This is a genomic window from Shewanella sp. 0m-8 (assembly GCF_052977265.1).
The window spans coordinates 1-13,173 of record NZ_JBRIMB010000020.1 but is presented as its reverse complement, the minus strand read 5'-3'; the positions used below and the strand labels follow the sequence as shown (position 1 = coordinate 13,173).

Genomic DNA, 13,173 nt, shown 5'->3' with positions numbered 1-13,173 from the left:
AAGTCATAGATGTTATCTTTTCAGATAGCGACAGGGTTCTTTATGGCGGTAAGAATTAAGCGGGTTTTGCAAAGGAGTGATTATGCTTAAACGGAATGTGGAGCTGAGGCTTAAGCGGGTGAGTTACGCGTTAGCTTGGGTCTGTTTGTTGCTGCCTCAGCTTAGCTATTCGGCCCCTGCTGCCAATGTAAAAACAACGATCGATAGGGTGGAAACCCCTGACAATGTCAAAGAAAAGTTGATTCTACCCTACCTATTTAGCACCGACTCTATGGGGTTGAACATCGGTGTGGGTGGAATGCTTAGTGGTTACTTTCAAGATCAAATGACTGTCGGCGGCACCGTGTTTGGCGGCGATGTGAGTCAAGGCGCTGGACTTGGAGTATGGAATGTAAAACTGCCTAAAACCGAGCGCTTCTTTTTAAGCGCCTATGGTTTTTTGGGCTATTACCCAGATCAAAGAGCCTATACGGGAGGAGCGCGCGAGTTCATCCCGTCGGGTACGCCACTGCCTGGAAGCAATGGTTCCAATAATCAGCAGTTTTTAGAGGCTGATGGATCCTCTAATTGGTTCGACATTAAGCTTGAATATGCTCTACCTATAGGGGCGACCAAAGATAAGGGGCGAGTTGAATATAAGTTAGAAAACGGTTTACTCATTTCAGAGCCTAGTGGTGGTAAAGAGTGGAACCCTCTTGAAAGTGGTGCGACGGTAATAGTGCTGCGCCAGTTCAATCGTTATCAAAGTTTTGAGTTTGAAGATGAACCGCTTGACGGCAGTATTCATGCTGTTGAGCTTGGGATCTTATATGACAACACCGATTTCTCGGTCAATCCAAGTTATGGCAGTAGTCAGTACCTTTCTATATCACGAGATGTCTCTTGGCTAGATTCTGATAGTGAGTGGACCTTCATTAATCTCGATATGAGTAAATATTTCTCTTTTGGTGAGTCTGATTGGGCAAGCCAACGAATATTAGCGTTAAACTTTTGGAGCGGTTACTCCCCGTCCTGGGAGCTTGAATATGACGAGCAAGGTGGCCGTAGAATAACCAATGCTGCGCCTTATAATGAAGGGGCTACCTTAGGTGGCTTTTATCGTATGCGGGGTTTCGAGCAAAATCGATTTCATGACAAAGCTGCCATTTATACCAGTGCTGAATACCGTTACACCTTGAGGGCTAATCCAATAGAAGATGTGAATTGGTTAAGGTTCTTACGCTTAGATTGGTTTCAGCTGGTGGGTTTTGCTGAAGCGGGTCGAGTCGCGCCACAGTATAGTGCCAGCGAATTGTTGTCTGATGTAAAGTTTGATTATGGCGTGTCGCTGCGAGCCTTAACTGCTGGGATCGTTATTCGGTTTGATATTGCACACTCCGATGAAGCGACAAATGCTTGGGTGATGGTTGATCATCCCTTTTAACCAATGAAAACCACTAGAAGGCTGTAAGTTACCTTCTGTTTTTTCGAACGTTTGGTGTACCTTTTAGCGTTATTTATTCTAGTTTATGCTTGTTATGCTACAGTCATTAGAGATTAATGAGGCAAGAATGATGAAGCTGCTAGCACAATATCAAGCGCATAAAGCAATGGATGGTGATGGGGTTAATATCCGCCGAGTCGCTGATTTTAATCAGTTAGGTTTCGATCCTTTTTTGATGATAGATGAAATAAAATCTGATGATAAAAATGATTTTATCGGTGGATTCCCCGCGCATCCGCACCGCGGCATTGAAACCTTCACCTATATTTTAAAAGGTGGTTTTGAGCACAAGGACCAATTAGGTAACGTTAAAGCTATCCGTAGCGGTGATGTACAGTGGATGAGCACAGGAAGTGGCGTGATCCATTCTGAAATGCCATTAAAGGATGCTAATGATGGGCTGCATGGTTTTCAGATCTGGTTGAATATGCCTGCAAAGGACAAAATGCGACCGGCACGCTATCAAGATACGGCCGATATTGAGTTACCTCAAGCGACTATAGAGGGAGTGTCTTTTAAAGCATTGGCTGGCCGTTGGCATGTTGGCGAGCATAGGTTAAGTTCGCCTTTACAGGGGCTTGCTGGCAGTGCTCAGATAGCGGATCTTATATTTGCACCTGAGGCAAAGAGCGAGCTTGATTTTAGTGTACTTGAGTTAAATGAAAATCGATTTGTGGGGATTTATATCTATGCGGGGTCGCTACAACAAGGTTTGCCTGTAAACGGGGACGCTATTACTGAACAGCCAAAGCAGGCATACAAGGCGGGACACATGTTGGTATTAGACAGCCACACTATAGCGCAGTTACAAGCAGGTGATGATGGCGCTGGGATCCTATTACTGATAGGCCAGCCGATAAATGAGACCATTGTTCACATGGGCCCGTTTGTGATGAACACTCAAGCAGAGATCCGCCAAGCGGTTGAGGATTACCAAATGGGACGTTTTGGCCATATAGAATAGTGCTAGACGAACGTTAATCGAAATAAAAATGCGAGCGAGTAAGCTCGCATTTTTATTGTCTAAGCCTTACTATCCGCTTGATAAAAATTGCAAAACTTAGCGAGTTTTTTACAGCTAATTAAACTATGACACGACTTACTCATGACGCGGCTTAATTATGAGACAAGTAGTATGCAAGTCGTTTGATATGGCTTTAGGGAGAGTAAATGGCGCTATGTTTAAATATATTTTCATTACCGAATGAGCATATTCGATTTTTGAAGGCTCGCCCGCAAACGTTGGACGCTTATTTACAGGGGCAAAAGCCTCAGGCTGATGTGTTTCAGGAGCGCGGCTCTTTGCTGAGCAAAATCGCCAAGTTGATAGCAGGCTCTGGTGCGCAGTCTTTGCCTAATGATTGGCCTGAACACGAGGCGATGATGATAGGGCCTGATGCAAATCATCGTAATGTGGACCTTTATCATTACATTCTCAATAATACTGAAGAGCGAGTAAAAGGCGCGGGCAGTTTGTTTCAAACCTGGCTGGATATAACGCACCACGATGCGATAAAGATGGATGCTGATAATGAATCATTTGCATTTGAAAGCCATCGCTTACCCGCCTTGGTGTCACTGCTATCAGTACTTGATGAGTGCAGGGTTAGAGACCGATTCGATGCTTGGCTTGCGATACATAATCCCGATTACATTGTGCAGGAGCCTGAGTATCAAGAGATGACTCAGGGGATGGAGCGCTTTAGACGCAAGGTGACTGAGGCTAATGCGCAGGGCTTTGGCTTAATGTGGGTGACTCAGTAATACTTGATTGGGAACCGTTGCGAGTTTAACGATATTGACAGCTTTGCATGGTGCCAACTATTTGCTTATGCACGCTGTAAGGCTCGATATGGTTACGAGCCGTAATTTTACAATGTAGAGTAATCTAATGAGTCTATTTAAGTTTGGTTTAGCGGCAGATAAATCCGCGACAATTCGCCGAGAGCTAGGTAAAGATGCAGCGGCTTATTTTAACGTCATGCAGGCCGCTGAAGCGTCATTTTTTCGCGAGATCACCACAAAAGAGAACAGATTAAAGCTTGATTGGTTGCAGCTGCGTACTCGTTTAATTACTCGAATTGATGACAGTGACTTATCTAGACTAACTGAATTCAATGTCGAACTTATTCAGAATGTGTCTGCAGAGCAAGATGGCCAATCACGACAGGTCTGTGTGGTTACGCTTGAGTCGCTGCAAGCGGCGATAGCCGATATTGAAGCGCAATCTTGGCTAGGTTTTGATACCGAAACGGCGGCCACCTTTGAAAAGGGGCGACGTAATACTAATCCTATCTCATTGATTCAAATAGCAACTGCCACTCATTGCTATCTGTTTCGCATGCAGTCTGAGAATATAGAGCCCTTTAAGGCGGCACTGGCACCGGTATTAAGCAATGAACATCTGCTTAAAATTGGTATCGGCTTGAGACATGATATCAATGCAATGAAGCGAGATTTTGATATTAGTATCATCGCGATACTGGATCTAAATTGGCTGATGAATCAACTTGGTGCACCTAAACAGCTAGGCACACAGCAAGCAGCCGCAACGGTTTTGGCACTAAAGCTGCCTAAAAGCAAAAAGGTGACATTATCAAATTGGGGCAAGCCACTTGCAGAGCCGCTGAGTGAGCTACAACTGCAATATGCGGCGGCAGATACTTTTGTGGCATTGGACATTTTACATTCAATAACAGTGCAAATTGCCCCTTATCAAACACTATGGCCTAAATCGCTGATACAACGTTTAGCCGACTTAACAGGATCTTAAAAGAGAGAGACTTGATGATATATAAAGGTCAATTGGTACGATGGAATGATACGAAAGGATTTGGTTTTATTCGTATTGAGCAGGCTGATGACGTTAATGACTCCAATAATGAAGTATTTATTCATGTGTCTGCGTTAGGCTTGATACCACGTAGACCCTTGGTGGGAGATAGCATCTCTTTTCAAATACTGACGCAAAAAGATGGTAAGCGCAGGGCGGTAGAAGCGCAGATCGAAGGGCTGACTCTAGCACCGACTAGAGAACGGCAGAAGCTTAATCTGGAGCATCTAAATCTGCAGAAGCTTCATCTGCAAAAGGGGACTTCGCAATCGCAGCACCGAAAGTCGATTAACGGCGTTTTATACCGTATTGGCATTATGCTGGTGGTACTGGCTATTGCGAGCTTTGCCTATAATCGCGTATTTACAAGCACTGGGAATTTACATGGTGCGACAACATCAGGCTTAGCTGCACCATTTTCTGGTGAGCAACAGAGTAGCGCAGGAGAATTGCAGCGAGCTTTTGAGCAGGGGCTGAGTAACCTTCAAGTGCAAAGCTCTGGCGTGGTCAGTAAGGTTCTAGCAGATGATGATAAAGGTAGCCGTCATCAACGATTTATTGTGACATTGCCACACGGGCAAACGGTTTTAGTCGCTCACAATATTGATTTAGCGCCGCGAATAGCGGATTTAAATGTTGGTGATTCAGTTGAGTTTTACGGTGAATATGAGTGGAATGATCGCGGTGGGGTAGTGCATTGGACTCATCATGATCCTAGGGGGCGCCATATTGGTGGTTGGCTTAAGCATAATGGCCAGATTTATCAATAGCTTTTTATCTATACGCTCAGTGTCATAGCGGTATGGGAAACACTGGAGCTTGCCGTTAATGTAGTGCCAGATAGTCAAAAGGGGCAAAGCCCTTCAGCTTTTGCCCCTTTTGTTGTTTGCGGTTGTAAGACCCTTTACCTTTCTTTGGTTTTTCAGTGCGCGTTCTAAATAGCGAGCTAGTAACGATTGCCTTTAAAGCGTTATCTTTTATTACGCCGCGACCACTTTCGTGTTCGGTATGCGTTTGCTGGTGATTTTTTGCCATCATATTCTCCAATGGGTTAATTGAATCGATAAAAAAGCACCGTGCGGACAAATTTAAGCTATTGCTAAACTTGTCGTTACGGTGCGATTATACGCTGTTTTTTAATGACGGCGAACATTTATTGTTCACTTTTTAAACCGCGCAGTCACTATGGCTCTGAGCTAATGAGCATTAAGCATTAAAAGATCAGCGTGTATAGGTAACCTGCCGCTATCGCCATACCCAAGATAACCGCTAAAAATGCTGCAATCATTTGGTTCTTGAAGATAGATTTAAGCAAGATCACCTCGGTTAAGCTTGCCCCTGCACTGCCAATAATCAATGCCATCACTGAACCTAATGCCATTCCTTTCGCGACTAAGGCTGAGCTTAGTGGGATCACCGCTTCTGCACGAATGTAGAGTGGGATACCAATTACAGCTGCGATTGGAATAGCATACCAAGTACCTTCTCCGGCGTATTTTGCGATTAGCTCTGTAGGAATAAAGCCATAGATAAGCGAACCAACTAAAATACCAATCATTAAGTAAGGCAGTACTTGCTTAAAGTCTTTCCAAGTTGAACGCCATACGCGCATCCAACGACTATCTTCTTTTACCGCTGGAGCTTCGCAGCAGCTACTTGCTTCTACCTGAGTAGAGCAACCACTGCTGACCGTTGCGAGAGCGGGCTCTGAACAGCAACTTGCTTGGGCAACTGGCTCCACTTTTTCAGGTGCTGAGCAGCAAGCGGCTTCAGTGTTAGCTTTTTGTTTTGCTGTATCGTCACAACTTGTACCACAGCTTGAAATCCCCGCAGCTTCATATGCTTCAGGCTTTACGTAACGCTCAAAGCCAAGTTTCTCAAGCACATAACCAGCTGTTACTGAAACCACCATGGCAACGACGAAATAAAATAACGCCACTTTAAAGCCAAAGGTCACGATAAATAGGCCAATAATAATTGGGTTCAATAATGGGCTTGAGAACAAGAAAACCATCATAGGACCAAAGCCCGCTTTTGCTCTTAATAGACCCTTTAAGAAAGGGATCGTCGAGCAGGAGCAAAATGGCGTTATCGCACCGAGTAGCGCTGCAATAACATAGCCTTTGCCTTTCTTTGAACTCAAAATCGACTGGATCTTTTCTGGAGGAATATACTCCTGTAGTAATCCGACGATATAGCTAATCGCGATAAATAGTACGGTTAACTCAGCTGCAAGGAATAGAAACATTCCGGCTGACTCTTTTGCCATTGCAATGATTTCAGGGCTCATGGTGTTTACCTCTAGATTCTTTATTTGTTATTTCCGGAATAACCGAAATAATAAGTTGGGCAAATAATAATCCGATTTGAAAAAGTGTCAATCATTATTTCGGTAAATGTGGAAATGATTTTATGGCAGTCTAGTCGTCAGTGACATGCTTGTCGCGGTAGTCGTTATTCTCTATGATTAAAAAATAATGCAATTTAGGACGTTAGCATGCTTGACGCGATATGTTTATTCGATGAGTCGAATCCTATCACTTACTCTATATTTAAGTTTCAAAAGCTCAGTGAGTTAGATATCGAGCAATATCGTCAGGCATTGATATGTCCTGCTTGCGCAGGTAAAGCCTATTACCGTAAAGCATCTAAAGATGGTAAGGCCGCCTGCTTTGGTTCGCGCTATCACCAGACTGGTTGCCGCGAATTCAAACCTTCTGCGGCTAAAGAGCGCGAAGAGCAGCATGTCGTTGAGGTGAATCAGATATTAGCTGATAGCGATGCGATGATGATTGATTTTAGTCGCCATCCGCGATCATTTAAGTCTATGACAGATGAGCGAGCATCGTTAAACACCAAGGCAGATGTTGCCTTATCTACGGGGAAGAAACCGCTTGATGAAGCGGATTTTCAGCCCAGCGTGGGATCTGAGCTGCAAACACAGACGCAAGCAAGCCCACAGCAGCAGGCTGTGAGTCCGTCACCCAGTGACGTCGCAGCTCATTCTTCCACTGTTGAAAAGCGTATTGCCAGTGAAGGCCTAGAGAAGATATTGCACAGCTTAATGCGTGGCAGTGAGCTGGCCAGTTCAGAACTGTGGGTTTATACCGATCAGAAATACCGCTGGCGCGCCAAGAACCTATTCGTCAATTTTGCCGATGCCGAGCCAACAGAAAATGGCTCTCCTAGAATGTACTGGGGCACCATTTCCCATATGGATAAAGAGGGGCTTTGGCTTAACCCTGCTGATAGCAAAGACGTTGGGATCCCAATTGATAATATCGCTAAAGCATTACAGCAGCGCTTTGGGTTAACTGAAAGGCGAGATTTCGAGGGCGCAGGCATTATCTTATTCGGTAAATGTTTTTGGAATAAAGCTAAAAACCGAAAAATTATTCAATTGTGGGGTAAGGACTTAAATCGTATTTTTATTTCTAAATCGGAAGAGAGCGAATAGTCCAAATTGATGAAATGTAAAACCCGCTGGGATTAGGCAAAGATTTCGGTATTTTTAAGTCAAAATTGGCTGTAATTTGTCATTGGCGTCAATATTGTTAAAGTTAATGTATTCAATGGCTTGCGTTTTTTACGTCAGTGGTGCTTATAAAAATTCACTCAATGGGGATATTTATTATTGACTCAAAGGCCAATGGGGATTATTTTCTGCGCGATGTTTTTACTAGGGGCCCCAAAATAGCCCGTAAAATTCAAGGTATCGGCAGGTATCTCAACGGTAAAGCAGCAATTAAACTTCGCAAATAATTGCGTGAGTTTGGTGATTAATTGCCATTTTGGCACTTTATTATAAGGACGTTAGCGCATGTCTGAACCGACAGCCTTAAGTCTTATCCCACCTGTGGTGGTATTGGTGTTAGCGATTGTGCTACGCCGCCCAATTCTTTCTTTGATTATCGGTGCATTAGTTGGCTTGGCTATGTATGAGCCGCAGAATTTACTGACTAATTTTGCTGATACCTCTTTGTCTGTTATGACCGATGAAACCATCGGCTGGCTGATCCTTGTGTGTGGTGGCTTTGGTGCTCTGATTGCTCTGCTAGTGCGTACCGGTGGCTCGATGGCGTTTGGTCGTCATGCATTGAAGTTTGCCAAAGGGCAAAAATCATCACTGTTTATGACCTTTATTCTTGGGGCGGTTATCTTTATCGATGACTACCTCAATGCACTAACGGTTGGCTCAACCATGAAGCGGGTCACCGATAAGTTTAAAGTGTCGCGTGAGATGTTAGCTTATGTAGTGGACTCAACCGCAGCACCGGTTTGCGTACTGGTACCATTATCGACCTGGGCAGTATTTTTTGGTGGTTTGCTTGTCGATAACGGCATAGCGGCTGAAGGCCAGGGCATTGCGGTTTATATGCAGGCCATTCCTTATATGCTGTATGCATGGTTGGCTGTGGCTATGGTGCTATTGGTGATCTTAGGGATCGTGCCTGCATTTGGCCCAATGAAAAAGGCGCAAATTGCAGCGGCTAAAGGTGAGCCAGCGATTAAGCAGATGGACTTAGATGAAGTGCAAACTTCTGACGAGTACGCATTAAAAGCGATTGAAGATGAATTTAAGCATGCCGACGATGGCGGCAAGCTACATAACTTCTTTGTACCAATCATCTTGTTGGTCGGCTTTACCGTGTATTTTGACATCGATGTGCTTAAAGGTCTGATTGCTACACTTGCAGTTACCTTGCCGTATTATGGTCTACAAAAGCTGATGCCACTGTCAGAGATGATGGAGCAGATGATTGATGGCTTTAAAAATATGCTACCAGCAATTGGTACCGTAATTGCCGCATTCATCTTTAAAGATGTATGCGATAAATTGATGCTGCCACAATATGTCATTGAGAGCTTAAGCCCGTTTATGACGCCGCAACTATTGCCAGCCGTGGTGTTTTTAACCATGTCGGTTTTGGCCTTTGCGACAGGTTCTAGCTGGGGTATTTTTGCGGTATCAATTCCGATTGTGATGCCACTGGCTCAGTCAGTCGACGCCAATATTCCATTGGTGATTGGTGCACTTTTATCGGCATCATCATTTGGTAGTCAGGCGTGTTTCTACTCTGACTCCACGGTGCTCGCGGCGCAAGGCTCAGGTTGTAACTTAGTGAGTCATGCGGTGACTCAGTTGCCTTACGCATTACTCGCCGCAGGCATGACTTTTGTTGGCTTCTTATTGCTGGCATAAGCCTTTAATCGCGTAATACGTCATTTAGTTATTATTTTAAAGGGCTGCACTTAGGTGCAGCCCTTTTTGTTGTCATTATCTTGTCTTGAAATCGTGAGTTTTAATTTAGCGATTAATTGAACTTAAAGGTATCCCTAAGCAGCTCGATCAATGCTCGGCTCTTCTCTGGTAAAAACTGCCTAGAAGCATAGATTAAGGTGAGTTTGATTTCTGGCAGCTTTTCTTTGGGTAACACTGCGAGCAACTCGCCTGATTTAAGCGCATCTTGGACTAAGATGGTTGGCAATAGGGCGACGCCTTTGTTACTGCTTGCCATGTGCTGAATTAAGCGTAAATCGTCAGAGCACAGCCTAATAGTGAGGTTGTCGGGGAGTGATGCAAAATTATAACGGCTCACCATGATAGGGTGCTTAAACAAGTCGTCAAAATCGACTATAGGCTCATGATTTTGCAAGTAATCAGCAGACGCGACTAAGCTACTCGGGAATCGCAATAGAGTTTGCTGTACATAATCCTCATTTATCACCTTAACCCCATCGGGTAAGATCTGGATATCGACGTTGTCTCGTTTAAGGTCGACACTTTCCTGACAATGCAACACTTCTAATAATACATCTGGAAACTGCTCAAGATAATTATCGATCAATAGGCTGAACATATTAGAGGTAATAAGCGCGGCGGGAACGGCGACTCTTAATACCCCTTGCAAAGACTTTTGCTGATTACTGAGTAACTTTGCCGCCTGCGCCACGCCACTTAATGGCTGATTAATTTGCTGGTACAACAAGCGACCATTTTCTGTGAGCTCTATTTGGCGTGTGGTGCGAATAAGTAATTGGCAACCCAAAGCCTTTTCCAGTTCTTGTAAGCGCCGGCTTACTTTCGAACGCTGTAACGAATGCTGTTTTGCTGCAGCGCTGATCCCTCCATGTTGAACAGTTAATACAAACAGGTGTAGATCATCCATGCTAATGTTCATTGTCCTACCTATAGGTTGTAAATGCGCTATTTGTCATTCTATTTAATCTAATTAGCAATATCTATAATACTTGCCCCTCAGATCGACCTTGGACTTATCCATGCAAACCGCAGAACATGCTTTTCGTCGTTGGATGCAAAGCCTCATTATTCTATTTATTATTTTTATTGGCTATATCGTTATTGCTGATCGCTATGCTCCACTCACCACTGAAAGCCGGGTGCAAGGCTATGTGGTTCAAGTCGCAGCAGAAGTAACAGGTACTGTGGTGGACGTTCAGGCTGAGAATAATCAAAAAATGCGTAAAGGTGACCCGCTTTTTAGCATTGATGACCGTAAATACCGATTGGCAGTGGAAAAGGCGCAGTTAGCGCTAGAGCAGGCGAGCGAACAAGAAGAGGCTATGTATGCCAAGGTTGCAGTGGCTGAAGCTAATGTTGCGACTAATCAGGCCGCTTTTAATAATGCCAATAGCGAATTTAACCGAATAAATAAATTGGCAAAGCAAAAGTTAGTTTCGGCGTCGATGCTGGATAATTCGCTGGCTAACAATAATGCCTCGCTATCGAATCTGCATGCTGCTAAGCAGGAGTTGCTCGTGTTAAAAGTGCAGTTAGGTGGACTTCCAGGGCAAAGTAGTGGCGTTCGCGCCGCACAAAATACATTAAAGCAGGCGCAATTAGACCTTTCTCATACCCAAGTGTTTGCCCCTAGCGATGGTGTGGTGACCAACTTGCAGCTCAAAGTGGGCAGTACCGCCAATGCGAACATGCCGCTACTGACATTTATTCCCACTGATTCGCTTTGGGTTGCGGCGGATTATCGAGAAAAAGCGGTTGCGAATATTACCCCTAAAACAAGCGCACTGGTGGCATTTGACGCGTTTCCGGGGCGTGTCTTTAGCTTCAATGTGCAAAGCCGTGACTTTGGTGTCGCCGCCGCGCAGCAAAGCCCTAACGGCCAGCTGACCCATGTGGAAGTTAATAACCGCTGGGTACGTGATGCACAGCGAGTCAGAATTAACTTAACCAGCCACAACCCTTTACCACAACCGCTATTTGTTGGTTCTCGCGCTACAGTCGTATTGTATCCAGAAGACAATATTGTGTGGGGATTTCTGGCTAAGGCTCAAATTCATATTGTGAGCTTACTTCATTATATCTACTGATTTTAAGTCAACATTTACTGAGTTTAAGCCAAGGTTTACTGATTTTAAGCCGTGCAAGGGGGGCTGGTTGTGCAACGAAAAACATTAATAAAGACTCAACGGATCTGGTTTGGTTGTGTGTTTGGCTTGGCTGTTACCTTAGTGTTTGGCTGGTCAAACGGCATGTTTGCCGCGCTGTTACCCATGTTTGTCTTAACTCAAATTGATAGGTGGAACACAGGCATCATAGTGCAGCTTATTTTGGGGGTAACTTGGGTCTGTTTACAGGTCACTTTTATTGTTGGATTTTTCCAGCCTTACCCACTATTAATGACCCTAGCTGTAGCGATTATGATGATGTTTAAGTGTATCGCCATGACCCATAAAAGCAGCTACCTTTTTGGTTATATAGGGCTATTAATGGGCTCGATTTTGCTTAACTTTGGCAGTTATCAGGGCTTTGACTTAGAAGATTTTGTAATGGGGTTACTTGCTTCTGCCCTGCTAACTGGGCCCGTTGTCGCTCTTGCATTCTATCTATTTCCTGAGCCTGTCACTAAACAGGCTTTACCCAGCTTAGACAGCAATAATGGCGCTCGGGCGCATATCGATAATCAACGAAAAGATCATGTAGGCATGGTGAGGCAAGCCGCACTCGGCTGGATTATTGCCATGGCGGCATTTATCCTGTTTCAAGTGGCAGATCTCAATGATTCCTTATCGGCTCAAGCTTCTATTTTTATTGTACTGGCGCCGATGACTTTTATTGGCTCTATGGCGGTAGCTAAAATCCGTATCATCGGCACATTTTTAGGTTGTTTAGCAGGTTTAGTGCTGCAGTTAACTCTCTATAGCTTAGCTAACAACATGCTGCTATTTTTGCTGGGGTACGCCATTGCAGCCGCTATATTTTGCCGCTGGCTGGCAATCGGAGGTATCAAAGCGGGGATCGGTTTTTCGGCGATGTCGGCACTGACGGTGCCGCTAACAAGTGCTTTTATTCCTGAGCAGCAAGATGCATTTTTCTCTATCTGTTACCGGTTTAGTTCAATCGTCGTGGCCGTGATTTTGACCTCGGTAGTGATTTGGATTGTTCATCACTTTTTAGTACGGATAATAAAACCCAATTCTTTAGGGGGGGGAGGCGAGTTAGGCGATTGATGTGGTCAACTAAAACTGTACACCAACAGGGGATGCGTATTTACGCAGCCATTTCGGCCGCTGTTGGTGTCATGTAATTATTATAACTATGACCCCGTTTTGTATTGTAGTGCTTCAAGATATAGTTGATGCAGTCGAACTTAGCTTCCTTAAAACTGTTGTAGCCGTATTTAGGCATCCACTCTGTTTTAAAGCTCCTAAAAAATCGCTCTATCACCGCGTTGTCCCAACAATTCCCTCTTCGGCTCATGCTTTGAGTGATTTGATACTTCCACAGCATTTGTCGATATTGAAGGCTGCTGTAATGACAACCCTGGTCTGAATGAAATATCAGGTTTTTTGGGCGTCCACGATGTTCAAATGCCAT

13 protein-coding genes are annotated in these 13,173 nt (G+C 44.4%); 9 read left to right on the top strand and 4 right to left on the bottom strand.

Annotation, left to right across the window (positions count from 1 at the left end):
• The first annotated feature begins 82 nt into the window (after positions 1-82).
• From ACVBIO_RS11355 to ACVBIO_RS11335, 5 genes are all read left to right on the top strand, one after another.
• Positions 83-1,423, top strand: coding sequence for a BamA/TamA family outer membrane protein (locus tag ACVBIO_RS11355; protein ID WP_447172641.1), 1,341 nt, complete (start codon positions 83-85; stop codon positions 1,421-1,423).
• Between the two features lie 130 nt (positions 1,424-1,553).
• Positions 1,554-2,447: a pirin family protein gene (locus tag ACVBIO_RS11350; RefSeq protein WP_447172672.1), complete on the top strand. Its 894-nt coding sequence runs from the start codon at positions 1,554-1,556 to the stop codon at positions 2,445-2,447.
• 206 nt (positions 2,448-2,653) lie between these two features.
• Positions 2,654-3,247, top strand: a complete 594-nt coding sequence (locus ACVBIO_RS11345; RefSeq protein WP_447172640.1) for a hypothetical protein — start codon at positions 2,654-2,656, stop codon at positions 3,245-3,247.
• A 127-nt stretch (positions 3,248-3,374) separates the two neighbouring features.
• Entirely contained in the window at positions 3,375-4,256 is an 882-nt protein-coding gene (locus ACVBIO_RS11340; protein WP_447172639.1) for a 3'-5' exonuclease, read from the top strand.
• Between the two features lie 14 nt (positions 4,257-4,270).
• On the top strand, positions 4,271-5,086 hold the full coding sequence (locus tag ACVBIO_RS11335; RefSeq protein ID WP_447163028.1) for a DUF3465 domain-containing protein: 816 nt from the start codon (positions 4,271-4,273) through the stop codon (positions 5,084-5,086).
• A gap of 55 nt (positions 5,087-5,141) precedes the next feature.
• On the opposite strand, the gene ACVBIO_RS11330 is transcribed toward ACVBIO_RS11335, so the two are convergent.
• A complete protein-coding gene (locus tag ACVBIO_RS11330) occupies positions 5,142-5,351 on the bottom strand; it encodes a ribosome alternative rescue factor ArfA (protein ID WP_447172638.1) in 210 nt (69 codons plus the stop codon).
• Between the two features lie 178 nt (positions 5,352-5,529).
• Positions 5,530-6,606: a permease gene (locus ACVBIO_RS11325; RefSeq protein ID WP_447172637.1), complete on the bottom strand. Its 1,077-nt coding sequence runs from the start codon at positions 6,604-6,606 to the stop codon at positions 5,530-5,532.
• Between the two features lie 207 nt (positions 6,607-6,813).
• Here ACVBIO_RS11325 and ACVBIO_RS11320 point away from each other — a divergent pair, with 207 nt between their 5' ends.
• Positions 6,814-7,773, top strand: coding sequence for a hypothetical protein (locus ACVBIO_RS11320; RefSeq protein ID WP_447172636.1), 960 nt, complete (start codon positions 6,814-6,816; stop codon positions 7,771-7,773).
• A 363-nt stretch (positions 7,774-8,136) separates the two neighbouring features.
• Complete coding sequence (locus ACVBIO_RS11315; RefSeq protein ID WP_447159462.1) at positions 8,137-9,519, top strand: Na+/H+ antiporter NhaC family protein; 1,383 nt, start codon at positions 8,137-8,139, stop codon at positions 9,517-9,519.
• A gap of 112 nt (positions 9,520-9,631) precedes the next feature.
• On the opposite strand, the gene ACVBIO_RS11310 is transcribed toward ACVBIO_RS11315, so the two are convergent.
• A complete protein-coding gene (locus ACVBIO_RS11310) occupies positions 9,632-10,498 on the bottom strand; it encodes a LysR family transcriptional regulator (RefSeq protein ID WP_447162973.1) in 867 nt (288 codons plus the stop codon).
• Between the two features lie 100 nt (positions 10,499-10,598).
• Between ACVBIO_RS11310 and ACVBIO_RS11305 the strand changes: the two genes are divergently transcribed.
• Positions 10,599-11,666: an HlyD family secretion protein gene (locus ACVBIO_RS11305; protein ID WP_447172635.1), complete on the top strand. Its 1,068-nt coding sequence runs from the start codon at positions 10,599-10,601 to the stop codon at positions 11,664-11,666.
• A 69-nt stretch (positions 11,667-11,735) separates the two neighbouring features.
• The gene (locus ACVBIO_RS11300) at positions 11,736-12,806 is read left to right on the top strand and encodes a DUF2955 domain-containing protein (RefSeq protein WP_447172634.1); all 1,071 of its coding nucleotides are present in this window, start codon (positions 11,736-11,738) and stop codon (positions 12,804-12,806) included.
• A 40-nt stretch (positions 12,807-12,846) separates the two neighbouring features.
• Here ACVBIO_RS11300 and ACVBIO_RS11295 read toward each other — a convergent pair.
• On the bottom strand, positions 12,847-13,173 hold a 327-nt coding region (locus tag ACVBIO_RS11295; protein WP_447172633.1), incomplete at its 5' end, for an integrase core domain-containing protein.

Coding starts and splice junctions, on each gene's coding strand:
- ACVBIO_RS11350 (WP_447172672.1), top strand. CDS start 1,554: ATGAAGCTGCTAGCACAATATCAAGCGCATAAAGCAATGGATGGTGAT.
- ACVBIO_RS11335 (WP_447163028.1), top strand. CDS start 4,271: ATGATATATAAAGGTCAATTGGTACGATGGAATGATACGAAAGGATTT.
- ACVBIO_RS11325 (WP_447172637.1), bottom strand. CDS start 6,606: ATGAGCCCTGAAATCATTGCAATGGCAAAAGAGTCAGCCGGAATGTTT.
- ACVBIO_RS11345 (WP_447172640.1), top strand. CDS start 2,654: ATGGCGCTATGTTTAAATATATTTTCATTACCGAATGAGCATATTCGA.
- ACVBIO_RS11315 (WP_447159462.1), top strand. CDS start 8,137: ATGTCTGAACCGACAGCCTTAAGTCTTATCCCACCTGTGGTGGTATTG.
- ACVBIO_RS11320 (WP_447172636.1), top strand. CDS start 6,814: ATGCTTGACGCGATATGTTTATTCGATGAGTCGAATCCTATCACTTAC.
- ACVBIO_RS11340 (WP_447172639.1), top strand. CDS start 3,375: ATGAGTCTATTTAAGTTTGGTTTAGCGGCAGATAAATCCGCGACAATT.
- ACVBIO_RS11310 (WP_447162973.1), bottom strand. CDS start 10,498: ATGAACATTAGCATGGATGATCTACACCTGTTTGTATTAACTGTTCAA.
- ACVBIO_RS11330 (WP_447172638.1), bottom strand. CDS start 5,351: ATGGCAAAAAATCACCAGCAAACGCATACCGAACACGAAAGTGGTCGC.
- ACVBIO_RS11305 (WP_447172635.1), top strand. CDS start 10,599: ATGCAAACCGCAGAACATGCTTTTCGTCGTTGGATGCAAAGCCTCATT.
- ACVBIO_RS11355 (WP_447172641.1), top strand. CDS start 83: ATGCTTAAACGGAATGTGGAGCTGAGGCTTAAGCGGGTGAGTTACGCG.